The following is a 23132-nucleotide window of genomic DNA, read 5'->3' on the forward strand; positions in this document are numbered from 1 at the left end:
ATAGAATAATATGCAAAACGCAACGATGGTATCGAGCAATGCCAAGTGGCTGAAAAAGGTCAGATGGGACGAACACGGCCTGGTGCCGGTGATCGCGCAGGAAGCGGGCAGCAATGACGTGCTGATGTTTGCCTGGATGAACCGCGACGCCCTGGCGCGCACGGTGGAATTGGGCGAAGCCGTGTACTGGAGCCGCTCGCGCAAGAAACTCTGGCACAAGGGCGAGGAATCGGGCCATACGCAAAAGGTGCTGGAAATCCGCCTCGATTGCGACGAAGACGTGGTCTTGCTGAAAATCGAGCAGGCCGGCGGCATCGCCTGCCATACGGGCCGCCACTCGTGTTTCTTCCAGAAGTTCGAAGGCGACGAGAAAATTGGCGAATGGCAAGTTACCGACCCGGTGCTGAAAGACCCTGAAACGATCTACGCGGAAACCAAGAAAAAATGAGTGAAACTTTAAAGCGCCTGGCTGCCGTGATTGAATCGCGCAAGCCGGCCAATGGCGGCGACCCTGCCACTTCGTATGTCGCACGCCTGTTTGCCAAGGGCGATGATGCGATCTTGAAAAAAATCGGCGAAGAAGCGACGGAAACGGTGATGGCCGCCAAGGATGCGCGGCGCGACAACGACCCGTCGAAAGTCTTGTACGAGTGCGCCGACCTGTGGTTTCACACGCTGGTGATGCTGGCCCAGTTCGACTTGACGCCACAACAGGTGCTCGACGAGCTGGCGCGCCGCGAAGGCTTGTCCGGCCTCGAAGAGAAGGCCGCGCGCAAGGATGAGCTGCGCGACGCCGGCGAAGCGGACAAACACTGACACGAAGGAGCGTACGTGGATAACTGCATTTTCTGCAAGATTGCTGCAAAACAAATTCCTTCGTCCATCGTGTATGAAGACGAAGACTTGCTGGCCTTCAAGGACATCAACCCGGCTGCCCCCGTGCACCTGCTGCTGATCCCGAAACGCCACGTGGCCAGCCTGTCCGACTGCGACGACAGCCATACGGAAGTGCTGGGCAAGCTGCTGCGCCTGGCGCCAAAGCTCGCGGCCGAGTTCGGCTGCGCCGTCAGCTATGATGCCGATGGCGTGCCGTCGGGCGGCTTCAAGACCATGATCAACAGCGGCCCGAATGGCGGACAAGAGGTGTATCACCTGCACATGCATGTGTACGGCGGCCCCCGTCCGTGGCGCGGCCAGCACTGATTTCGCCGCACGCCGGGTTCGCGTGTATACTATCGGCATTGGTTGACGCTATTCGGGCACCGTCCCGCAAGGAGAATATGATGGGTTCATTGAGTATTTGGCACTGGCTGATCGTCCTGGTTATTGTGATGCTGGTTTTCGGCACCAAGAAACTGGGCAATATGGGCGGTGATATCGGCAAGGCCGTCAAAGGCTTCAAGGATGGCGTCAAGGGCGAAGATGATGCCCCGGCAGCCAACACTCCTCCTGCTGCGCCATCGCAAGTGGCCGACAAGACCACCATCGATGTCGAAACGAAAGAGAAAAACAAGTCCTGATAGCGTGGCGGGGCGCTTGCCTCGTCCGGTAACAGGCCTTGTCCGCTTATGATCGATCTCGGTCTCTCTAAAATCGCCATCATCGGCGTGGTTGCACTGATAGTCATCGGCCCTGAAAAGCTGCCGAAAGTAGCGCGCATGGTCGGTACCCTGTATGGCCGCGCGCAACGCTATCTGAACCAGGTGAAATCCGAAGTCACGCGTGAAATCGAGCTCGAAGAGCTGAAAAACCTGCAGAAGGAAGTGCAGGATGCGGCCCATTCCGTCAAGCAAAGCGTGGAGAAATCCATGCATGGCGTGGAAAACTCGATTTCCGGCAACCTGGCCGAGGTGGAAAACGCCTGGCGTGGCGATACGGCAGCGTATGCGGGACATGAAGACGGGCAACACGACGCCCACGAAGCCATGTTGCGCGCTACCAACGATGACCTGGCCCGCAAGGCGCGTGAATTTCGCCGCAAGAAACTGGTGCGCAACTCCGCCATCCCAGGCTGGTACAAGCAGCGCCATGGCGGCAAACTGCACGTGCAGTCGGCGGCCGCCCGCGTGGCGCGTTTTCGTCCCCGCGCCACTTCCTCCTCCTTTTACTCATGAGTAGCAAATCCCCGGTGGAAGAAACCTTTATCTCGCATCTGGTCGAGCTGCGCAACCGCCTGGTCAAGGCCTCGATCGGCATCGCCATCGTCTGCGCCGTGCTGTTTTACTGGCCCGGCCCGTCGCAGATCTACGACTTTATTGCCGCGCCGATGATCGCCTCGCTGCCGGCCGGCTCGAAAATGATCGCCACTGGCGTCATTTCCCCCTTCCTGGTGCCGATGAAAGTCACCCTGGTGATCGCCTTCATTGTCGCTTTGCCATGGGTGCTGTACCAGATGTGGGCCTTCATCGCCCCCGGCCTGTACACGCATGAAAAACGCCTGATCGCGCCATTGGTCATTTCCTCGTCCCTGCTGTTCATCGCCGGCGTGGCCTTCTGTTACTTCTTTGTCTTTGGCCGCGTGTTTCACTTCATTAGCGACTTTTCGCCGTCGTCGATTGCCGTCACGCCCGATATTGAAAACTATCTCGATTTCGTCATGTCTATGTGCCTGGCCTTTGGCGCCACCTTCGAAGTGCCCGTGGTCGTCGTCATTCTGGTGCGCATGGGGCTCGTTTCCGTCGCGAAACTCAAGGAAATGCGCTCGTACGTGATCGTTGGCGCCTTCGTCATCGCCGCCATCGTCACGCCGCCGGACGTGGTCAGCCAGTTCTCGCTGGCCATCCCGATGTGCTTGCTGTTCGAACTGGGCTTGCTGGTGGCGCCGATCTTCGTCAAGGCCACTCAGGCGCCTGAAGAAGCGTCCTAGACGGCAAGCAATACGTGCAAAAGCCGCTGACCTCCACCAAGGAGCAGCGGCTTTTTCATTGCCGGTGAAGTGGGCGGCACTTACTGCAGCATCACTTTGCTGAGGATGCCCAGATTGAGCAGGATCAAGGTGCTCATCATCCAGTACACGTGTTTCATGACCGCGCCCTGGCGCAAGTCCATGCGTTCCAGGCGGCCATCGCATTTCTGATCCAGGGTATCTATCCTGGTAGCGAATTTCTGTTCCAGCTCCTATGTTCCAACCTAGCAGAAAAAACGGCAATTGCCAGTGAGGAGAGCGGTGGCGCCTGCCTTCCAGTCAGCCTAGAGCGGATGGGGCAGCGTGGTTTGCGCTGGCGCAAACGGTGGCGAAAAGATAAAAAAAGGCGCCGCAGCGCCCCTTGAAGGTGAAGATATTCGTGCGTTAATTCATCAATTCATCAATTCCTTGATGACTTTGACGGGCGCGCTGCCGTAGCTGAGGAATTGCTCATGGAAATCCTTCAGCACGAACTTGCTGCCCAGGGCTTGCTTGCGCTGTTCGCGCAACTCCATGATTTCGCTGTAGCCGCTGAAATAGCTGGTCAGCTGCACCGAGCTCAACTGCACGCGACGCCATTTTTCCGTGGCTTCACGCTGCGTCTGGAAGGCCTGGCGCGTCAGCAGGTCCAGCGCCTGCGGTTCGGTGATGCCCAGCACGTGTACGCTGTAGTCGAGGATGGTGTTGGTGACGCTGCGCAAGTTCCACTTCGAGTACATCAGCCACATTTCCGGTGCGTTGTTGCCGTAGCCCGATTCGAGCATCATGCGTTCGCCATACACGGCCCAGCCTTCGATCATGGCGCCATTGCCGAAGATGGACTTGATCAGCGACGGCGACTTGTTGGCGTACACCAGCTGCGTGTAATGGCCGGGGATGGCTTCGTGGATATTCAGAATCTGCAAGATCCAGTGGTTGTATTCGCGCAAGCTGCTTTCTGCCTGTGCCGGCGTTTCGCCGTCGAGCGGCGTCACGTTGTAATAGGTGCGGTCTTGCGGACGGTAAGGACCGGGCGCTTCGATACTGGCGCCAGCCACGCCGCGCTGGTACATCGGCGTTTCACGCACGACCAGGGGCTTTTTCGGATCCATCGTCAGCAGGTTGTGGCTGGTTACCCATTCCTGCAATTCCGGGATCTGGCGGCGGATTTCCGGTACGAAATCGGCAGCGGCCACATGGTTGCTGGACAGCTTGTCGATCACCATGCCGATCTTCGCCGTGCGGTCAGCCGGCTTGGCCGTATTGCCCATGGTCTTGCTCCACAGCTCATCGGACAGGCTGTCCATGTGCTCCAGCAACTTTTCGCGCGCGGCCAAGGCCTTCTGGTACATCTGCTCGGCGCTGACACTAGCCTGGATATCGTAGGCAAATTTTTGCTCGTACAGATCCTTGCCGATGCGGAAGGAACGCGCGCTGCCGTTTTGCGCCAGCGCGCCATCCTGTTCCGTCAGCCAGCCAGCATAGCCTTGCACGGCCGTGCGCGCCGCCGCGATGCGGGCGTTGTACAGCTGCTTCTCGGCCGGTGTCAGGATGGAACCCTGCGCCGTCTTGTTCAAGTCGTCGAGCACGCTCAGCACGCCAGCACTCTGGGCGATGGCCAGCTGCGTGTGTTCGCGCGTGGGGTTGACAATGCTGGCGCGCGCGGCCGCATAGTATTGCGGCACGGTGGCGATGCGCTTGAGCAAGGTGCGCAGGCGCTGCGGCTGCGAAGCGTATTCCGTATTCAGGATGAAGTCGAGCGTGCCGGCCACGTTGTACTGGGCCGGATTCCATTCGAATTCGCGGAAGGTGGTCAGGTACCAGCGGTCCGATTGCAATTTGTTTGTCAGCAAGGCCAGGTCGGTACGTTGCTTGTCCGACATTTTGCTCGCATTCAACTTGCCGAACTTGCCCTGCCATTCCGCGATGAAGGCCAGCTGTTTCTGGCGGCTGGCGGCGTCTGGAATGCTCAGGTTGGCGGCGCCGTCGTATTTGCCGGCGGCAATCGCGCTTTCCGGATCCTGGCGCCACAGGGCCGTCAGGAACTGGCCGCTGAGGTTATTCATGGAACGGTCGCTGCTGGTCTCGTTGGCGACGGCCGCGGCGGTCGCTACCGTGGCCGCGCCGACGACAACGGCTTTCTTGGCAACGGCTTTTTTCTTGCTGCTGCTGGTACCCGCCTTGCCGTTTTTCTGCGGTTTTTTGGCGGCGCTGGCTGGGGTCAGGGTGAAAGCCAGCATCAATGCGGCGAGCGCAACTTTATTTTTTATCAGCATCGTTTATCTCTTGAATATTTTGAGGTTTGTCATTATCAGCAAAGAATAAACTGACAATATAGGCAACAAACAACTATTGAAAGGTTGGCTTTGCTTGCCAGGGCGGCCAAAGATTAGCATTAATTGCCGCCGCTGCGCAGATTTTTGCGCGCGCGCTGCCAGCTTCGCTGATCTAGACGACGACGGCGCTGCCGCGCAGCATCTCTTGGTGACGCGCATTCAGGGCCGTCACGGCATCCTTGCCGCGCGCCATGCCGGTAGCGTGGATCTCGCTTGCCTGGGGAGTGCGCTGGCTGACGCGCACCGTGTAGGACTGGAACAGCCAGCTCCAGAAGTTGGTTTCATAGACGGCTACAGCCATGTCGCGCCATTTGATGCCCGTCAATTTCTTTTTCCACGGCAAGATGCCGGACGCCAGCCAGACGCCAGCCTCGTCGTAATACAACTGGTAGCTGCGGATAGTCAGCAGGCGGTAGCCGACGATCAGGGCCGAGCCGATCAGCACCACGAAGGCGGCGCGCGCGTTGTACTTGAAGGCCAGCGGCAGGGCGGCGAAAAACAGCAGCACGGCAATGATAAAGGTGCTGGTGTAGGCGGTCCAGGATTTGCCACACAAGAAGGTGGCGCGCGGGCCGGCGCTGTTGGCGATAAAGTCGGTCATGGCAAGCTGGGACGAAGAAACAGGAATAATCGCACGGAACGGGGCTCGCCGTTTATTTTTTCAGCCCCTCCTGCAGCATGCCCAGCATGTCGCTGGCCGACATGCGCGCCGCAGCATCGCTGCCTTCCAGCAGACTGTCGGCCAGGTCGCGCTTGTGCTGGTGCAATTCGACGATGCCCTCTTCGATCGTGTGTTTCGCCACCAGGCGGTAAATGGTAACAGGACGCAATTGCCCCATGCGGTGGGCGCGGTCCGAGGCCTGGTCTTCCACGGCAGGGTTCCACCATGGGTCCATGTGGATCACGTAATCGGCCGCCGTCAGGTTGATGCCCATGCCGCCCGCCTTCAGGCTGATCAGGAAGACATCTCCCTCTCCAGCCTGGAAGGCATCGACGCGGCGCTTGCGCTCCTGCATCGGCGTGGCGCCATCGAGGTATTGATAGGCCACGCCATGCTGTTCCAGGTGCTGGCGGAGCAAGGTCAAATGGTCAACGAACTGGCTGAAGACGAGTACCTTGTGGCGGTTTTCCAGCAAACCCGACAGCAGCTGCGCAAACGCCGCCAGCTTGCTGCTGGCCAGGCCCAGCTCGGGCGCCACCAGTTGCGGATTGCAGCAGGCGCGGCGCAGCTTCATGATCTCGGCCAGGATCTGGATGGCTTTCTTCGACGCCGGCCCTTCCACCATGGCCAGCTTTTCCAGCGCTTCGCGGCGCAAGGATTCATACAGCGCCGTTTCCTGCGGCGAGAGCTGCACTTCCAGCACGATTTCCGTGCGCGACGGCAATTCCGACAGCACTTGCGTCTTGGTGCGGCGCAAGATGAACGGCGCGATCAATCGCCGCAGGCGCAGCCGCGCGCCGGCCGCCGCCCGCTTGTCTTGATCTTTCTCAATCGGCCCGGCGAAGCGCAAGTTAAACTGGTCGAGCGTCCCCAGCAAACCAGGGTTGATGAAGCGGAATAGATTCCACAATTCGCCCAAGTGGTTTTCCAGCGGCGTGCCGCTGGCCACCATGCGGAAGTCTCCTTGCAGCGCCATTACGGCTTGTGAGCGCTTGGTGGCGCCATTCTTGATCGCCTGCGCTTCGTCCAGCACGATCGTATGCCAGTGCACGCCGGCAAACAGGGCCGCTTCCTGCTGCAGCAAGCCATAGCTGGCCACCACTACATCGAACGCTTGCAAGCTGTCCAGCATGTCGGCCCGGTCGCCCGCGCCAAACAGTTTCACCTTCAACGTGGGCGCGAAGCGCTGCGCCTCGCTGATCCAGTTCATGCACACGGACGTGGGGGCCACCACCAGCGTGGGGCCGTTTGGCGCGCGCGCCAGGATCAGGGCTAGCGCCTGCAAGGTCTTGCCGAGCCCCATGTCGTCGGCCAGGCAGGCGCCCACGCCCCAGTGCGCCAGGCGCGCCAGCCATTCGAAGCCGGCCAGCTGGTAGTCGCGCAAGTCCGCCTGCAAGGTGCTGGGCAACTGCGGCGTCAGGTCGTCGAGTGCGCGCAGGCGCAGCAAGTGTTCGCGCCATAATTTGTCGGCTTTCACGCCGCCCGCGTCATTCGCCAGTTCTTCCAGTGCGAAGGCGGCCAGCGGGTGGATGTGCACGCCGTCGGCATGCACCTCGCCATACGCGGCCAGTTCGGACAGGCGGCGGTGCAATTCATCGCTGAGGGCGAGGAACTGGTTGTCGCCCAAGGCCACGAAGCGGCTCTTATTGTTCTGCATCAAGTCCAACAAGGCGCGCAGATCCATCACCTTGTCTTCATCGATCTGCACTTCGCCGCTGGCGGCAAACCAGTCTTTTTCGCTCTTGATATTGAGGCGCATCTGGCCACTGTCGATGCGTTTCGACACGCGCATCGCTTCGCCTTCCGGCCAGGCCAGCACAATACCGGAGCCGATAGCGGCGGGGTCCAGCGCTTGCAGCTCCACCAGCAATTGCAGGCCCAGGGCAGGCTGGCCCAGCAGCCATTCGCCATGCTCTTCCTGCGCCTCTTCCAGCACCAGGCAACGCCCGATCAGCTGGCGCTGCGCTTCGCGCTCGGCGTTCAAGTCGCGCCGCGCCTGCACGGCCCGCCCCGCCACGTCGGCAAACACGCTTTCGGCGCCGCTGCCCGGCGCGTAATAGGCGCCATTGTCGAGCAGTGGGCGCACCAGGATTTGCATCTTCAAGCCTTGGCTGTACGGCAGCAAATGCACGTGCAGGCGCTGGTCGGCCGTGATCATTTGCGCGTCGGCCGCGCCGCCGCCGATATCGGATTGCACGGTGACCATGGACGAGATGGCGCCGATGGCTTGCATGACTTGCTTTTCAGCATGCAGGGGCACGGACAGGCCCAGCCCGACGATGGCGCCGATGCGCCGGTGCTCGTCGAGGATGTGCACCACGCGCAAGCGCGTCGGCGTCTCTTTTTGCACCACCACATTGCTGCCGCTGTCGGGCAGGGGCGGCTGCATGCCCAGCCACAATTGCCCCTCGTGCGACTTGATCAACAGTTCCGGCGCGCCGGCGATCAGTTCCACGCGGGTGTCGGGGTTGTCCAGCCAGAACACCAGCGGATGGCCCGCCAGCAGCACGGCGGCCTTGTCGAGCTCGATTTCATAGCGGGGCGCCGACGAATAATACTGCTTGAACGGCGCGATGCTGCCGGCCGCACGGGCGTCTTGCGGCGTGAGGAAATCGATGTCGCCTGCCTCTTCGGCCAGGCGTTTCAAGCCCATGGCGCGGCCCTTGCTCCAGCCGCCCCGGGCGTCGCGCTTTTGCTCGCGCACTTCCACGGCCGTCAGGCCAAAGCGCGGGTCGAACGCCACCAGCCACACCAGCCGCGAGACGCTGCCGCTGGCCTCGGCGGTGGCATTTTGCTGCAAGTTGATCAAGGCGCTCAGCTGGCGCTGCCATGCTTCCTGGCGCTCGAACCACGGCGCCATGTCCGTCAAGCCATGTTTCGCCCGCTTGGCTGTGGCATAGCGCTCCTGTTCCGGCTCGCTCATCAAGCCCAGCAAGCCGGCCGCCTGCGCCGCGATCAAGTCGTAGCCGGCAGCGTCGGCCTGCTGTACCAGCAGCTGCAACTGGGGCTTGCGTTCGGCCAGTTGCGGCAGCGCAAGCCAGTAGTACAGCAAGCCCTGGAACAGCTGTGCCTGCAAGCCCGTTTCCCAGTTGCGCGTGAGTATCCCATCGGCCTGCATCACGCCGGCGCGCACCAGGCGCAGCATGTGCAGTTGCTGGTAGACGCTGCTGTCGTGGTTCGGCTGCGCGTGCAGGGCGATATCGAGATAGGTTTCCGCGTTTTTCAGCAGCTTGGCGTCGTTGCTGCGCAGCAAGGCCAGCATATACAGATGGCCGCCGATGCCCGTAAAGCACAGCTTGCGCTTGCCCGCTTCCTTGCGCAGGCCCTTCAGGGCCGTCTCGAAGCCCGCTACGGCGTGCGCATGTTCGCCGCGTAACAGGGCGATGCTACTGTCGATAAACAGCACCTGCGGCCCCTGCTGGCCTGCCAGGTAACGCGCGGCCGTGTCGAGTTCGCCGCACAGCAGGGCATCCTCGGCCATGGCCAGCGGTAAGGCGGCGCCGATATGGTCGCCGGCCGCCGTCTGGCGCGCATGATGCTCGCGCGCGTAGCGACGGATGGCGTGCGCCGTGGCTGGTTCGCGCGGCGCGTTGCCCAGCAGCACGGCCAGGATGTCATCCTGCAGTTGCGGCGTGACGAAGGACAACATTTCCGGCTCGAACGGTCGGCCGAAAATCTCGATCAGCGGATGCAGTTGCTGCGCTTCATAGCACGCCATGCAGGCGGCCAGGATGGCGGCCACCTGGCGTACCTCGTCATTGCGCAGCAGGGCGATGCGCAGGCGCGCCACGCCTTGGCGGTAGCTGCGCAGCTCCACATAGCCATCCCAGTTGCGGCGCACGGGATTGATCAGTTCGATGGCCTGGCACAGGTCGCGAAACACCAGGTGTTCGATGGCGGCGCGCATGGCGGGCCAGCGCAGCTTCGCCTCGCAGGCAAAGCCGCGCCCCACCACTTCGGCAACCAGCGCCAGGCGCGCCAGGCGCTGCAGCATGCCCGTGACGACGGCCAGCGTAAATGGCGTGCCGTTTGGCTCGACCACATTGGCGCGCTGCAAGTGTTCATACACCGCATGCTTGCCCACCGGCTCGCCCGTGATCGCCAGCAAGGCCAGGATCATCTGTTCGTGCTGCTCCAGGGCGGCGAATTCGTCAAGCAAATGCTGGTCGTTCATGCAGGCAAGTTATCGATCTGCACGGGGGCGTTACCGGCCGGCACCGGCAGGCCGAACACGCGCTGGTAGAAATACAGTTCCGCTTCCAGCGTGCGCACGATGTTTTCCGCCTTGCGGAAGCCATGGCCTTCGCCTTCCAGTGGCACATACGCCACCGGCACGCCGCGCGCCTGCAAGGCGTCGACCATCAGTTGCGACTGCTGCGGCGGCACCACTTTGTCATCCAGGCCCTGAAAGAAAATCATGGGGCGCGACAATTTATCCGTGTGGTGGATGGGCGAGCGTTCGCGGTACAGCGCTTCGGCCTGTGGCTGGGAGGCGATCAGGTAGTCGTTGTAGTGCGATTCGAACTTGTGCGAATCGAGGTCCAGCCCCTTCAGGTCGGACACGCCGTAATAGCTGGCGCCCGCCTTGAAGACGTCGTGGAAGGTCAGCGCGCACAGGGTCGTCAGGCCGCCGGCGCTGCCGCCGCGGATGATCAGGCGCTCCGGGTCGGCCAGGCCGTTGGCCGCCAGGTAGCGCGCGCCGGCGATGCAGTCTTCCACGTCGACGATACCCCACTGCCCGCGCAGCGCATCGCGGTATTCGCGGCCAAAGCCGCTGCTGCCGCCATAGTTGACATCGAGCACGCCGATGCCACGGCTGGTCCAGTACTGTGTCGCCAGTTTCAGGGTATTGCTGGCCATGCTGGTGGGGCCGCCATGGCTGATGACGATGACGGGTGGCAAGGTTCCTGCCGGCGCCTGCACGTCGGCGTTCTGCGGCGCATAAAAGAAGGCGTAAGCGGTGCGGCCATTGCTGCTAGGAAAGCTCAAGCTGCGCGGCACGGACAGGTAGCCCAGCGCGGGCAATTGCCCGATCGATTGGGCCAGCACTTCCAGTTCGTTGTTCGACAAGTCGATGCGCGCCAGTTCCAGCGCGATGGTGGGGCTGCCGCCCAGCAGCGCCACGAAGCCCGGCCCGACGCGCAGTTCGCGGATTTCCTGGTACGGGTGGGGCAGCGATTCGAGCTTGGCGGCGCTGACACTCAGCAGGGCAAGCTGGCTGATGCCGGCCTGGATATACGTGCAGACGATCTCGTCGGCTGAGAGGAAGCCGTACATGCTGGCGCCAAAGGTCCAGTGCGGCGTGGCAAATTCCGCCTCCATCGGGCACAGCGCTTCGATCTCGCCGCCCTGCAGGCGGTACAGGTTCCACCAGCCGCTGCTGTCGGAAACGAAATGCAGCAAGCCGCTGGGCGACCATTCCGGCTGGCAAATCGATTCGCGCGTGCCGCCGGCGATCAGGCGCGGCGAGCCAAGGCTGCCGTCCGCGTGCACGTCGGCCAGCCACAGTTCCGTGCCCTGCCACGGCAGGCGCGGGTGGTCCCAGCTGATCCAGGCCAGCTGGCTGCCGTCCGGCGACAAACGCGGTGCCGCATAGAAATCGTGGCCCCGTGCCAGCACCGTTTCGCACCCGTCGAAGCCGACGGCGGCCAGGCAGTTTTCCGGGTGTGCATGGCCTTCGTCCGGATGCTGTTCGCGCACGGCGATCAGGCGCGCGCGGGCCGTATCGACGACGAAGTCCGCATGGCGCGTATTGCCGCCCGCGCTCAATGGCTGGGGTGCGCCATCGCCGGCGATGCGGTACAGGCGGTTGTCGGCGAAATGCGAGAAGACTACGTTGTCGCCATCGACGCAATACGCGCCGCCGCCATATTCATGCACGCGCGTGCGCACATTGAAGGGCGCCGGCGTGAGTTCATCGACCCGCGCGCCGCGCTGGCGCAGCAGGGTATTGCGGCCCGCCTCGCTGGCGCGGCCCGCCAGCCAGTACACATCGCCGCCATCGGCGCCACCCAAGGCCAGCTGCGTCAGCGGCGAGGCGCCAGCGGCGACGACGGCGGCGCTGATCGGCGATGGCCAGGTAGCGAAGGGGGCGGTCAGGGCGGGCGTACTGGATGCGGTCGAGGTCATGCGGGCTCCGTAGGGTGGTGGAATCAAGGGCCGCCAGGCGGGGCTAGGCGTGTGGCAGCGTGCATCATGATAATGGAAGGGCAAGCACAACGAAAGCCATGGCGTGCGCGGGAAATGCTGCAAAGCGGCACTGGAATCAATGAAATGGCGGCGATTGGATGCGATAATACCGCTTCTCCAAGCTCGATTGCCTGCCATGCCACAATTTGCTCCGCTTCAGAATGATACTTTCCTGCGTGCCCTGCTGCGCCAGCCGACCGAGCACACCCCTGTCTGGCTGATGCGCCAGGCCGGCCGCTACCTGCCCGAATACCGCGCCACGCGCGAGCGGGCTGGCTCCTTCCTGGGCCTGGCAAAAAATCCCGATTACGCCACCGAAGTGACCCTGCAGCCCCTGGAGCGCTTCCCGCTCGATGCGGCCATCCTGTTTTCCGACATCCTGACGGTGCCCGACGCGATGGGCCTGGGCCTGTATTTTGCCGATGGCGAAGGACCGAAGTTCGAGCGCCCGCTGCGCACCGAGCAAGACGTGATGGCCTTGCAAGTGCCGGACCTGGAATCGCTCGACTATGTCTTCAAGGCCGTCACGCAGATCCGCACGGAATTGAACGGCCGCGTGCCGCTGATCGGCTTTTCCGGCAGCCCGTGGACCCTGGCGTGCTACATGGTGGAGGGTGGCGGCTCGAAAGAGTTCCACACCATCAAGAAGATGCTGTACAACCGGCCTGACCTGATGCACCACATCCTGGCCACCAACGCCACGTCCGTGGCGCAATACCTGAACGCGCAAATCGATGCCGGTGCGCAAGCGGTGATGATTTTCGACTCGTGGGGCGGTGCGCTGGCCGACGGTGCCTACCAGGAATTCTCGCTGACCTACATGCAGCAAGTGGTGGCGCAATTGAAGCGCGACAAGGATGGCGTGAAGATTCCCGCCATCGTGTTTACCAAGGGCGGCGGGCAGTGGATTGAGCAGATCGCCGACATCGGCGCCGATGCCGTGGGCCTGGACTGGACCGTCAACCTGACGCGCGCGCGCCAGCTGGTGGGCCACAAGGTGGGCTTGCAGGGCAACCTCGATCCGGCCATCCTGTTTGCCAGCCCGGAGCAGATCCGCGCCGAAGTGGCCAAGGTGCTCAACGCCTTTGGCGCGCCATCGGCAGGCACGGGCCACGTCTTCAACCTGGGCCATGGCATTTCGCAGTTCACGCCGCCGGAATCGGTGGCGGCGATGGTGGAAGCGGTGCACAGCATGAGCCGCGCCATGCGCAGCGACGCGTAATATTCAATAAGCAACATCGCAGCGGGGGCCAGCAAGGCGCCCGGCACGGTAAAAAGGCAGGTTTTCCCCAGGAAACCTGCCTTTTTTCAGGGCTGCCCTGCACTGCGCAATACCGACTTATGCACAATTTTTTTTGCTGCGGAAATAAAAGGCAGTTAAAAAGCCATGCCCGGGGAATCAATGCAAGTATTTGATTATTAAGAACTAAAAAATGCATCAAAGTGTGAACCTTGGCGCAATGGGCAAGGTTGTTCTGTTACCCGGCAGGCTTATAAGTTCATTGTCCACAAAGTTATCAACAGATTCTGTGGATAAAATTGAAAAGTATTTTGTTAACCGAGACTTAGCGCAGATGCTGAGGTTTTACCTGAAGTGCATGTTGCAGTACATGATATTTGAATAATCTTTTGTGACAACGGGCGTGCCAGCCAGCGCCTTCTCTGCCGAAGCGGCAACGTGCCTCTGCGTAGCATAAAAAACATGGAATCTGCGCATGCAAATGGCGTCTATCCTTGTGTGAAAAATTCATGAATGGCTCAGTTATGCACAGACACGGGGAAAGTCACCCGATTTTTCGCCTCCCGGGCAACGATTTTTAAGTCATTGATTTTAAATGATTAAATTTTCTTTCGTGCCCCCTTGACGGCGGCAAAATTTTTCTATTCAGATTATTTCGGAAGTTAATTTTGCTTTGTCCACAAAGTTATCCACAGACATATTCAGGCAGGATGCTGTTTTTTATCTGGCTAAAGGAGGGCATATATTCCGGTAGACAAGATTGCCCTGCGCACACTCGCGACTTGCAAAGAAAGCATTGATAAAATTTGCATTGTGGCAAGACTTGTCCTTGCCTGGACGATATCCCACAGTCTGGCGCTCTGGTGAAGGACGGGAACGCATCCAGCGTGCAGTTTCTCAGGCATATCGTGGCGCCAGTGTTTCCCCATGATGGAAAACATTGCATCGCTCGACCGCCTGGCTTCGCAAGCGGGCCAGCGCGAATGGCAGAGAATTGCCGGTCACTTGCATGACAGTAGCCTGCAGCCGTACATCGGCCTGCGCCATGGCATGCGTGCCTGAAATTGCCGAAAGGATAACCATGGGCGGCGCGCTGACGCTGCGTGCCCGCTAGGTGTTTGCCGGGCAGAGCTAGTATCATGGCCGGCTGGCGCACGCGCCGGTACCTGACGCCGCGCCGCGCGTTGTTGACGCTAATTATTCTGATAGGCCATCCCCCCCATGCCGCAGTGCCAGACGACGCAGTGCATCTTGAAAATTGCGCTCGACACCCCTTTGAACGCCCTGTTCGATTACCGCTGGAACGCGGCGCCGGATGTGGGCGCAGACGCGGGTGCCGCAGCGCCGCTGCCGCAGGTGGGACAGCTGGCGCTGGTGCCGTTTGGCCGGCGCGAGGTGATGGGGCTGATCGTCGGCGTATCCGACAGCACCGACGTGCCTGCGGCGAAATTGAAAGAGGTGCTGGCCGTGCGCAGCCAGCTGGCGCCGTTGTCCGGGCAATGGCTGGCGCTGGCCGCCTTTGCCGCCGATTACTACCAGCGCCCGCTGGGCGAAGTGGCCTTGCCGGGGCTACCTAAAAATTTGCGCGTGCTCACTACCGTGGCGCTCGACCGCGCCATCAAGAAGCTGGCCAAGCTGCCCGATGCGCACGACGGCACGCCGCTGAACATGCCGGCGCTCAACCCGGCACAGCAAGAGGCGGCCGACGCCGTCGGCGGCGCGCAGGGTTTTAAGCCAACCCTGCTGTACGGCGTCACGGGCAGCGGCAAGACGGAAGTGTATTTGCAGGCCTGCGCGCAGGTGCTGGCGCGCGACGAGGCGGCGCAAATCCTGATCCTGGTGCCGGAAATCAACTTGACGCCGCAGCTGGAAGGCAATATCCGCGCGCGCTTTCCCGGCGTCATGCTGGCCACCTTGCACAGCAGCCTGTCCGAAGGCGAGCGCATGCTGCACTGGCTGGCCGCGCACCAGGGCCAGGCGCGTATCGTGCTGGGTACGCGGCTGGCCATCCTGGCTTCCCTGCCGCAACTGAAACTGATCGTCATCGACGAAGAGCACGACCCGTCCTACAAGCAGCAGGAAGGCTTGCGTTATTCGGCGCGCGACCTGGCCGTGTGGCGCGCCTGGCAATTGCAGATTCCCATCGTGCTGGGCTCGGCCACGCCATCGCTGGAAAGCTGGCACCACGCGCAGACGGGGCGCTACCGCAAGCTCGAATTGCGCGAGCGCGCCGTCAAGAACGCCGTCTTGCCGCGCGTCAAGATACTCGACATGGAGCGCGACCGGCCCAAGGATGGCTTGACCTCGCACCTGGTGGCGGCCTTGAAGCTGCGCATGGAGCGGGGCGAGCAGTCGCTGCTGTTCTTGAACCGGCGCGGCTATTCTCCCGTCATCTGCTGCGAATCGTGCGGCTGGATCAGCAATTGCACGCGCTGCACCTCGTTCATGGTGCTGCACAAACCCGAACACCGTTTGCGCTGCCACCATTGCAGCCTGGAATTGCGCATTCCCCGTCATTGCCCCACCTGCGGCAACGTCGACTTGCAACCGCTGGGACGCGGCACGCAGCGGGTGGAAGAGGGCTTGCAGCAATTGTTTCCAGAGGCGCGCATTTTGCGCATCGACGCCGATTCCACGCGCAAGAAGGGCAGCGCGCAAGAAGCGTTCGACACCGTCCACCGTGGCGAAGTGGATATCCTGATCGGCACGCAGATGGTGGCCAAGGGCCACGATTTCAAACGGCTGACCCTGGTGGGCATTTTGAACCCGGACACGGCCCTGTTTTCCCAGGATTACCGCGCCAGCGAGCGCCTGTTTGCCCAATTGATGCAAGTGGCGGGCCGCGCCGGACGTGCCGCGCAAACGGAAGGCGGCAGCGTTTCCGAAGTGCTGATCCAGACGCGCTATGCGCGCCATCCGCTGTACGACGCCGTGGTCAACCACGATTACGACCATTTCGCCACCACCTTGCTCGAAGAGCGGGCGCAGGCGGCGCTGCCGCCGTATCTGTTCCAGGCCCTGCTGCGCGCCGAAGCGCCCGAACTGGCCACCGCCATCGAATTCCTGCAGGCGGCGAAAGAGTGCATGGAGCACCCGCAGATCACCATCAATGACCCGATTCCCATGAGCATGACGCGCGTCTACAACGTCGACCGTGCCCAGCTGCTGTTGGAGTCAAGCTCGCGGCCCGCCCTGCAGGCGTTTTTAAAGGAATGGCTGACGCAACTGCGCGCCATGAAGACGCGCGTGAAATGGTCGCTGGAAGTGGACCCGCTGGATATTTGATTCAGCTCAAATAGGCGCGGCCCGCCTGGATGACTTGCTCGGACAGCAGCTTGGTAAATGGCGTGTCCAGCGTCCAGGCGTGCCAGCTCAGGGGCACGTCCAGGGTGCTGCCCGGCGCCAGGTCGACCAGGCGTTCCGTCGCCAGCGCCTGCGCGGCCAGGCGCTGCGGCATCAGGCCGTAGGCCAGGCTTTCCTGGACGCAGGCGCGGCGCGCCGCTTCCACCGGCAAGGTGTGGTGCGGAAACGCTGCGTGCAAGTTCAATTGTTCCGCCAGGAAACGCGCCAGCAAGCCGTGCTGGCCCACCACGGCGGGCGCCAGTTGCACCGCTTCGCTGCTGAAGCCATCGCCAAACCAGTGTCCGGCAAACGTCGGTGTTGCCACGCAGACATAGCGCAGGCTGCCCAGCGGCGTCACGCTGGTGGCCGCTGCCGCGTCCTGCGCCACGCCGGACTGCGTTGCCACGCAGCCAAATACCGTGCCGTCGCGCACCATCTGCAAGGCGGCATCGCTGTCGGCCAGGCGCACGTCGAGCTGGCAGCGGGGCGGCGCCAGCAGGGCCGGCAGGGTGTCGGGGAACCAGGTGGCCAGGCTGTCGGCATCGATGGCGATGGCGATTTCCGGCATGCTGACGCTATTGCCCAGGTCGATATCGAGCGATGCTTCCATCAGCTTGACGTTGCGGTGATGCACGATCAGGCGCTGGCCCAGCCCCGTCGGCACGGCTGGCTGGCCACGGATGATCAACAGGCGCCCGCTGGCGTCTTCCAGCGCCTTGATGCGCTGCGAGACGGCCGACTGGGTGATGCCCAGCGCCAGTGCGGCCTTGTCGAAACTGCCATGGCTGGCCACGGCGTCCAGCACGGCCAGCGCGCGATAATCGAGTGATCCCATTAGTTCAGCTTATAAATTTTGAAATTGATTAGTTATACTAATGCATATATTGCCGCAAAGTAAAACCTTATTTTTGGCAAACGGGTAGTATCGAACGCTGTGAGTAATCTGAACGGGATGAACAGCAGCATGAAGACGATACGAGTGGATGTGGTCGTGATCGGCAGCGGCACGGCCGGCATGACGGCGCACAGGGCGGCGCGCATGCAGGGCAAGCGCGTGCTGATGATCGAAAGCGGGCCTTACGGCACGACCTGCGCGCGCGTGGGCTGCATGCCCAGCAAACTCTTGATCGCGGCGGCCGAAGCGGCCCATGCGGTGACAGCGGCACCCGGTTTCGGCGTGCATGCTGGCCCCGTGCGCATCGATGGCCAGCAGGTGATGGCCAGGGTGCGCAGCGAGCGCGACCGCTTTGTCGGCTTCGTGCTCGATGGCGTCAATGCGATTGCTGACGAGGAAAAACTGCGCGGCCATGCGCGTTTCATCGCTCCGGGCAAGCTACAGGTCGATGAACACACCATTGTCGAGGCTGCCAGCGTGGTGATCGCCACCGGTTCGACGCCCATCGTGCCGCCCGAGTGGCAGGCGGCGGGCGAGCGCGTCATCACCAGCGACGCCGTGTTCGAGTGGACGGACTTGCCGCGCTCGCTCGCCGTGGTTGGCAGCGGCGTCATCGGCCTGGAGCTGGGCCAGGCGCTGGCCCGGCTCGGCGTGCGCGTGACGGTGTTTGCGCGCGGCAACAAAGTGGCGCAGCTGACCGATCCGCTGGTCTTGCAGGAGGCGGCAGCGGTGCTGGCGCGCGAACTCGACATCCGCTTCCAGACCAGCGTCGCCCACCTGGCAAAAAGCCCGGATGGCAGCGCCATCGTGCTGACCAGCCGCGATGGCGCCGGCCAGGAAAAAACCGAATCGTTCGACTATGTGCTGGCCGCCATCGGCCGCCGTCCGAATGTCGACCGGATCGGCCTGGAAACGGCGCAAATCGAGCTCGACCGCCATGGCATCCCCCTGTATGACCCGCACACCATGCAGTGCGGCAAGAGCGCCATCTTCATCGCGGGCGACGCGGACAACGCCATGCCGCTGCTGCCCGAGGCAGCTGACGAGGGCCGCATCGCGGGCGACAACGCGGCGCGCTTTCCTGATGTGCAACCAAGCATGCGCCGCACGCCCTTGACGATCGCCTTCACGGAGCCGCAGATCGCCACCCTGGGCGCGACGTACCAGCAATTGTGCCTCAGCCATGCGGGCCGCTACGTCGTGGGCGCCGTGTCCTTCGGCAACCAGGGCCGCAGCCGCGTGATGCTGCAAAACCAGGGCTTGCTGCGCGTGTATGCGGAGTTTGGCAGCAAGCGTTTCCTTGGTGCCGAGCTGATCGGCCCACGGGCGGAGCACCTGGGTCATTTGCTGGCCTGGGCTTGCCAGGCGCAGCTGACGGTGCCGGCCATGCTCGAGATGCCGTTTTACCACCCCGTCATCGAGGAAGGCGTGCGCACGGCCTTGCGCGAACTGGCGCTACACCTGGAAAAAGACCCGGAACACGCACCCGGCTGCGCCGATTGCTCGCCTGGCGTCTGATGAAAATTTAATACAACTTTACGTTTTAAACAATTATGTAGACAAGCTCGCATGATTGCGCGATCATCGCTGCCACATTGAAACATTGATTAAAAGCAAAAAACATTTCAATTGGTATATAGCGCCGCCGTCCAGATGGTAAAAAGCGGTGCTAGCGATGACATGGAGACGATGTGAAGATTCGGCGCATTTATGCGGGGGAACTGGCGCTGGGCCTGGCCCTGCCCTGGGACGTGCACGGCGAGACGGGCGGTTTGCTGGCCAGGCTGGGCCACGTGATCAGCAGCGAGGCGCAGATCGAACTGCTGCTGGCGCGCGGCATCATCGCCGATGCCAGCGAGGATGCGCGCGGCGCAGCCAAGGAAGCGCCCTCGGCCCTGCGCATGCTGAACCTGGCCACCACGGGCCTGGCGCTGGTCTTGCCGGCCATCGCCGCCGGGCAAGTCATGGCGCAGGAGCAACTGGCGCCGCTGGCGCAACTGGTGCAAGAAGCCGTTGCGCTCGACGCCGACGTGGCGCTGGCGTGCATCTTGCACAACCAGGGCGCGGGCGACTTTGCCGTGCGCCATAGCGTCGACACGGCCGTCATCACGGCCCTGCTGGCGCGCGCCTTGAAACTCGATGAGGCCGTCCTGCGCAGCCTGGTGCTGGCCGCGTTGAGCATGAATGTGGGCATGCTGGAACGCCACGCACATTTCCAGCACAAGGAAGGGCCACTCGACGCGGCGGAGCGCGCCTATATCCGCGCCCATCCGCAAATGGGGGTCAATTTGCTGCGTGCGGCTGGCGTGACGGATGGCGTCTGGCTGCAGGCGGTGCTGCAGCACCATGAAAATGTCGATGGCAGCGGCTATCCGCTGGGCATCGACGGCGCGCAAATCGGCGTCGGCGCTAGGCTGATCATGCTGGCCGACCGCTATTGCGCCCGGGTTTCCGCGCGCAGCTACCGCAAGCCCTTGTTGCCGAACGTGGCCCTGCGCGAAATGCTGATGGCGGACAAAGCCACGCTGGACGCACCGCTGGCGTCCCTGCTGGTGCGCGAGCTGGGCATTTACCCGGTCGGCACCTTCGTCAAACTATTGAATGGGGAAATCGGCGTCGTCACGCGCAAGGGCCTGAGCGCTGCCACGCCGCACGTGCAATCGCTGATCGGCCCGCGCGGCGCGCGCCTGGATGTGCCGCTGCGGCGCGATACGCGCGTGGACTTGCACGCCATCCGCGAAGTGCTCAGCGCAGAGCAGGCGGGGCTGCAGTTTCGCCCCGACCAGCTGTGGGGCCGCAGCGCGCGGATTTAGTTCAGTTTAATTCAGCAGGCCAGCGTCGAGGCGGCCTTCTGCTGCCAGTTCGCGCAAGACGCGCACGGTGTCGATGTCGGACTCCTGGTAGGCCGAGCGGCGGAAATCGTCATACATGGCGTTGGCCGCATCGGTGGCCGCATCGTGGCCGTCGTCATACTGGAAACGCACCCACAGGCTCGCTGCATCGGGCATCTCGATCGTCATCACCAGCGAGGACGCGCTGATATCCTTTTGCGCCAGCACTTCGTAGCGTACCTGCAGTTGCGGCACCAGCACCACCTTGTCGTTGATGACCAGCTCGCCATAGCGCAGGCTGCGCGCAAAACCGGCATCGCTGCGCTCGCTGATCTGGCACGCGTCCAGGTGCGGCACGAACAGCTTGGGCGATTCGGCGCGCAAGACCAGACCGCACCAGACTTGCTCCAGCGTCAAGGTGTCGATCAGTGGATTCAAGGGATCGTTGATTTCAATCAGATGTTCAAATTTCATAGGACTGCCATTCGGTAAGTGGGCGCGCGCGGGCGATATAGCCGGAATGGTACTCCAGGCGTGGCTGCGCCGCACGCATTGAATCGCCCAAGGTGGCGCCACATGGCGATATATCAATGCCCTTGCCTGTTTTTCAGGCGCGGCCGGCCGTGTAAATGGCGGACGCGACGCTGTTACAATGGGCTGCTGTTCCCTGCGGAAATACCCTGATGTCCAAAGCGCCACAATTCGGCCTGAATGCCCCCCAAAGCGAAGCGGTTACCTACCTCGACGGCCCCTGCCTGGTGCTGGCGGGCGCCGGCTCGGGCAAGACACGCGTGATCACGCAAAAGATCGCCCATCTGATCGAAGACCGGGGCTACGATCCGCGTACCATCGCCGCCTTGACATTCACCAACAAGGCGGCGCTGGAGATGCAGGAGCGCATCGCCAAGCTGTTGAAGCAGCCACGCCAGGCCAAGCAGCTGACGGTGTCGACCTTCCACTCGTTGGGCGTGAAAATCCTGCGCCAGGAAGCCAATGGCGTGGGGCTGAAGGACCGCTTTTCCATCATGGACAGCGACGATTGTTTTTCCCTGGTGCAAGACCTTGCCATTACCACCGATAAACAGGTGATCCGTGGCATCCAGGGCGCCATGTCGCTGTGGAAAAACGGCCTCATCGATCCGGACATGGCCCTGGCGCAAGCCAAGGATGAAGATGAAGCGAACGCGGCGCGCATCTACCGCAGCTATGTGGCAACGCTTTCGGCCTACCAGGCCGTCGATTTCGACGATCTGATCCGTTTGCCGGTGGAACTGTTCCGCAACAACGGCCCCGTGCGCGACAAGTGGCAGCGCCGCCTGCGCTATCTGCTCGTCGACGAGTACCAGGATACGAATACCTGCCAGTACGAACTGGTGAAACTGATGGTGACGGGCATCGGCAAGAAGCCGATGTTTACGGCCGTGGGCGACGACGACCAGGCCATCTATGCGTGGCGCGGCGCCACCGTGGAAAACCTGAAGACGCTGGAGACGGATTTCCCCGATTTGCGCGTCATCAAGCTGGAGCAGAATTACCGTTCCACCATGCGCATCCTGAACGCGGCCAATGCCGTCATCGGCAACAATCCGAAGCTGTTTGACAAGTCGCTGTGGTCCGAACACGGCTTGGGCGAACCGATCAAGGTGCTGGGCATGCAGACGGACGAGCAGGAGGCCGAACAGGTCGCCATCATGATTTCGGCCGACCATTTCGAGCGCAAGAACAAGTTTTCCGATTACGCGATTTTGTACCGGGGCAATCACCAGGCGCGCATCATCGAACAATGTTTGCGCAAGGAACGTATTCCGTACACGATTTCGGGCGGCCAGAGCTTCTTCGACAAGGCCGAGATCAAGGACATCATCAGCTATTTGCGCCTGCTGGCCAACGAGGACGATGACCCGGCCTTCATCCGCGCCGTGACGACGCCGCGCCGTGGCGTGGGCCAGTCGACGCTGGAAGTGCTGGGCGCGTTTTCGGGCCAGTGGCAGTGTTCGCTGTTCCAGGCCGTCTTCAAGGGCGGCATCGAGGCCAAGCTGACGGACCGCCAGCTGGGACCCTTGCGCGACTTCTGTAACTTCATCAACGATCTCGAATCGCGCGCCAGCCGCCCGGGCGCGGCCGGCAGCGGCGACAACGCGGCCGAAGTGCTGGACGACATGATGAAGGAAATCCACTACGAATCGTATCTGTACGATGCCTTCGAGGAACGCCAGGCGCAAAGCAAGTGGCAAAACGTGCTGGAATTCGTCAACTGGCTCAAGGAACGGGGCCGCGGTGGCAAGGACCGCGACGGCGAAGAAAAGAACGTGCTGGAACTGACGCAGATGGTGGCCTTGATGACCATGTTGGAGGGCAAGGACGAAGAGCAGGATGCCGTACGCATGTCTACCCTGCACGCCTCGAAAGGGCTGGAGTTTCCGCACGTCTTCCTGGTTGGCGTGGAAGAGGGCATTTTGCCGCACAAGGGCGACCCGGACGCACCGGCAGAAACCATCGCCGCGCGCATCCAGGAAGAGCGCCGTTTGATGTACGTGGGCATCACGCGCGCCCAGCGCACCCTGCAAATCACCTGGTGCAAGAAGCGCAAGCGTGCTGGCGAGCAAGTCCATTGCGACCCGTCACGTTTCATCAAGGAAATGGAACTCGACGTGGGCGACGCCGTGCCGACGGAGTCGGAAATCATCTCGCCGAAGGAGCGGCTGGCGCGCATGAAGGCGCTATTGGCCATGCCGAAGGTTTAGGACACACAAA

18 protein-coding genes are annotated in these 23132 nt (G+C 62.1%); 12 read left to right on the forward strand and 6 right to left on the reverse strand.

From position 1 onward, the window contains the following. Nucleotides 1-10: 10 nt before the first annotated feature. The 6 genes from hisI (at nt 11) to tatC (ending at nt 2866) form a co-directional block, all read left to right on the forward strand. Nucleotides 11-448: a phosphoribosyl-AMP cyclohydrolase gene (gene hisI / locus ACQ4W6_RS18070; protein ID WP_436568555.1), complete on the forward strand. Its 438-nt coding sequence runs from the start codon at nt 11-13 to the stop codon at nt 446-448. Then, nucleotides 445-816 (forward strand): phosphoribosyl-ATP diphosphatase, encoded by a 372-nt coding sequence (locus tag ACQ4W6_RS18075; protein WP_436568556.1) that lies wholly within the window; start codon nt 445-447, stop codon nt 814-816. The genes hisI and ACQ4W6_RS18075 overlap by 4 nt, the downstream gene beginning before the upstream one ends. A 15-nt stretch (nt 817-831) precedes the next feature. Next, nucleotides 832-1203, forward strand: coding sequence for a histidine triad nucleotide-binding protein (locus ACQ4W6_RS18080; RefSeq protein WP_436568557.1), 372 nt, complete (start codon nt 832-834; stop codon nt 1201-1203). Nucleotides 1204-1283: 80 nt separating this feature from the next. Then, nucleotides 1284-1520 (forward strand): Sec-independent protein translocase subunit TatA, encoded by a 237-nt coding sequence (tatA, locus tag ACQ4W6_RS18085; RefSeq protein ID WP_436568649.1) that lies wholly within the window; start codon nt 1284-1286, stop codon nt 1518-1520. 48 nt (nt 1521-1568) lie between these two features. Next, nucleotides 1569-2114 (forward strand): Sec-independent protein translocase protein TatB, encoded by a 546-nt coding sequence (gene tatB, locus ACQ4W6_RS18090; protein ID WP_436568558.1) that lies wholly within the window; start codon nt 1569-1571, stop codon nt 2112-2114. Continuing rightward, nucleotides 2111-2866: a twin-arginine translocase subunit TatC gene (tatC, locus tag ACQ4W6_RS18095; protein ID WP_436568559.1), complete on the forward strand. Its 756-nt coding sequence runs from the start codon at nt 2111-2113 to the stop codon at nt 2864-2866. Before tatB ends, tatC begins: the two co-directional genes overlap by 4 nt. A 431-nt stretch (nt 2867-3297) precedes the next feature. Here tatC and ACQ4W6_RS18100 read toward each other — a convergent pair whose 3' ends face one another. The 4 genes from ACQ4W6_RS18100 to ACQ4W6_RS18115 all read right to left on the reverse strand — a co-directional run bounded on the left by ACQ4W6_RS18100 (nt 3298) and on the right by ACQ4W6_RS18115 (nt 12010). After that, nucleotides 3298-5157 carry a DUF885 domain-containing protein gene (locus ACQ4W6_RS18100; RefSeq protein WP_436568650.1) on the reverse strand — a complete coding sequence of 620 codons (1860 nt, stop codon included), beginning with the start codon at nt 5155-5157 and terminating at the stop codon, nt 3298-3300. A 175-nt stretch (nt 5158-5332) separates the two neighbouring features. Then, complete coding sequence (locus tag ACQ4W6_RS18105) at nt 5333-5821, reverse strand: hypothetical protein (RefSeq protein ID WP_436568560.1); 489 nt, start codon at nt 5819-5821, stop codon at nt 5333-5335. Nucleotides 5822-5873: 52 nt separating this feature from the next. Beyond that, complete coding sequence (locus ACQ4W6_RS18110) at nt 5874-10055, reverse strand: SNF2-related protein (protein ID WP_436568561.1); 4182 nt, start codon at nt 10053-10055, stop codon at nt 5874-5876. Beyond that, entirely contained in the window at nt 10052-12010 is a 1959-nt protein-coding gene (locus ACQ4W6_RS18115; protein ID WP_436568562.1) for a dipeptidyl-peptidase 5, read from the reverse strand. Before ACQ4W6_RS18115 ends, ACQ4W6_RS18110 begins: the two co-directional genes overlap by 4 nt. A gap of 196 nt (nt 12011-12206) precedes the next feature. Here ACQ4W6_RS18115 and hemE point away from each other — a divergent pair, with 196 nt between their 5' ends. From hemE to ACQ4W6_RS18130, 3 genes are all read left to right on the forward strand, one after another. Next, on the forward strand, nt 12207-13292 hold the full coding sequence (gene hemE / locus ACQ4W6_RS18120) for a uroporphyrinogen decarboxylase (RefSeq protein ID WP_436568563.1): 1086 nt from the start codon (nt 12207-12209) through the stop codon (nt 13290-13292). Between the two features lie 945 nt (nt 13293-14237). Next, on the forward strand, nt 14238-14372 hold the full coding sequence (locus ACQ4W6_RS18125) for a hypothetical protein (RefSeq protein ID WP_436568564.1): 135 nt from the start codon (nt 14238-14240) through the stop codon (nt 14370-14372). A gap of 159 nt (nt 14373-14531) precedes the next feature. Beyond that, the gene (locus tag ACQ4W6_RS18130) at nt 14532-16595 is read left to right on the forward strand and encodes a primosomal protein N' (RefSeq protein ID WP_436568565.1); all 2064 of its coding nucleotides are present in this window, start codon (nt 14532-14534) and stop codon (nt 16593-16595) included. A 1-nt stretch (nt 16596) separates the two neighbouring features. Here the strand turns inward: ACQ4W6_RS18130 and ACQ4W6_RS18135 are convergent, their stop codons facing one another. Next, the gene (locus ACQ4W6_RS18135) at nt 16597-17487 is read right to left on the reverse strand and encodes an ArgP/LysG family DNA-binding transcriptional regulator (protein ID WP_436568566.1); all 891 of its coding nucleotides are present in this window, start codon (nt 17485-17487) and stop codon (nt 16597-16599) included. 129 nt (nt 17488-17616) lie between these two features. On the opposite strand from ACQ4W6_RS18135, the gene ACQ4W6_RS18140 reads away from it, so the two are divergent. Both ACQ4W6_RS18140 and ACQ4W6_RS18145 read left to right on the forward strand, forming a co-directional pair. Then, complete coding sequence (locus tag ACQ4W6_RS18140; protein ID WP_436568567.1) at nt 17617-19065, forward strand: dihydrolipoyl dehydrogenase; 1449 nt, start codon at nt 17617-17619, stop codon at nt 19063-19065. 173 nt (nt 19066-19238) lie between these two features. Then, a complete protein-coding gene (locus ACQ4W6_RS18145) occupies nt 19239-20360 on the forward strand; it encodes an HD-GYP domain-containing protein (RefSeq protein WP_436568568.1) in 1122 nt (373 codons plus the stop codon). 6 nt (nt 20361-20366) lie between these two features. Here ACQ4W6_RS18145 and ACQ4W6_RS18150 read toward each other — a convergent pair whose 3' ends face one another. Next, the gene (locus ACQ4W6_RS18150) at nt 20367-20852 is read right to left on the reverse strand and encodes an SRPBCC family protein (RefSeq protein WP_436568569.1); all 486 of its coding nucleotides are present in this window, start codon (nt 20850-20852) and stop codon (nt 20367-20369) included. 209 nt (nt 20853-21061) lie between these two features. On the opposite strand from ACQ4W6_RS18150, the gene ACQ4W6_RS18155 reads away from it, so the two are divergent. Beyond that, nucleotides 21062-23122, forward strand: a complete 2061-nt coding sequence (locus ACQ4W6_RS18155; protein WP_436568570.1) for a UvrD-helicase domain-containing protein — start codon at nt 21062-21064, stop codon at nt 23120-23122. The last annotated feature ends 10 nt before the right edge of the window (nt 23123-23132 follow it).

Source organism: Janthinobacterium woesei (assembly GCF_051380875.1).
Taxonomy (GTDB): domain Bacteria; phylum Pseudomonadota; class Gammaproteobacteria; order Burkholderiales; family Burkholderiaceae_D; genus Janthinobacterium.